This is a genomic window from Dolichospermum circinale AWQC131C (genome assembly GCF_000426905.1).
Classification (GTDB): domain Bacteria; phylum Cyanobacteriota; class Cyanobacteriia; order Cyanobacteriales; family Nostocaceae; genus Dolichospermum; species Dolichospermum circinale.
On the sequence record NZ_APIY01000452.1, the window covers coordinates 1 to 993 of the forward strand.

The 993-nt window shown below is 38.6% G+C and carries 1 protein-coding gene; it reads right to left on the reverse strand.

Annotated features, from left to right (window positions below):
- The coding region (iscB, locus tag ACIR131C_RS0100870) for an RNA-guided endonuclease IscB (RefSeq protein ID WP_028088707.1) at positions 1 to 993 on the reverse strand (993 nt) is incomplete at both ends.

The window sequence follows — 993 nt, forward strand, 5'->3', positions numbered from 1 at the left end:
TGGTTTAACACCTTTGATGTTGAGAATTGGCGTTGATTTACCAACACAAGCCGCGTCAATCCAGTGGTTTTTTTCTAATTGTTGTTGACTACGATTAAATTTAGTTAACCCTCCTGAACCTGTTTCTACAGGTAATCCGGTTGCTTTTAGAACTTCTAGTAATGCAGTACGAGTTGTGTTTACTGCGGCTGCATCAGCCAGTGGTCTTTTAGCTTGCTTCAAGATTTTTTCTAACTTTGAAAGGTCTTTTTTGAGAAAATCTTTAATGTCTTTCGTTCCCTTTTTGGTGTTACACTTTTCACAACTTAAAGTGAGATTTGTAATTGAATTACTACCACCTTTGGCCCGTGGATGAATATGTTCTATTTGAAAAGGAACGTCTTTTACTCCACAGTAAGCACATTGTCTACCCCACTTTTCTAGTAAGTATTCTCTGGTTTCGTAACCAGCTAAAGTTCCCTGTTGATATTCCTGTCCTTGAATATCAGGATTAGCTATTAACTGCATATCAAACCTGACTAATTCTTGGCTAATAGCCTCAATTGGTGCGAGTTTACGCAATCTTTCAACCCAAGTTTTAATATTATCAACCCGACTGTGTAGGCTCGGTGCTAACCATCCTTCTGGACGGGTTCTATTCAAAAACCTTGGTTGTCTGTAACGAGTTTTTCTGGCACGTCTAGAACGTCTTAATTGCCTTCTAGAAGTTAAAGCATCTCTAATTGCAAAGCCTCTATGTTTTAATTCAGCAGCAAATACAACCTCGCCAGTTGAATCGTTAACTAATGCCATTCCCGTGAATTTTGCACCAGGATCAATCTTTAGCCTTAGCAACGATACTGGGGAGTCAGGACGGGATTTTTTGAGAATAATTGTGAACGGAAACTGTCTAAATATTGCTGCTTTTTTGGTTCTTAGTAGTTGTCTAGCTTGTGCTGAATGAATTGGGTTTAATGGCGTGAAGTTGGTATCTAAAACAAATACTTTGGACAT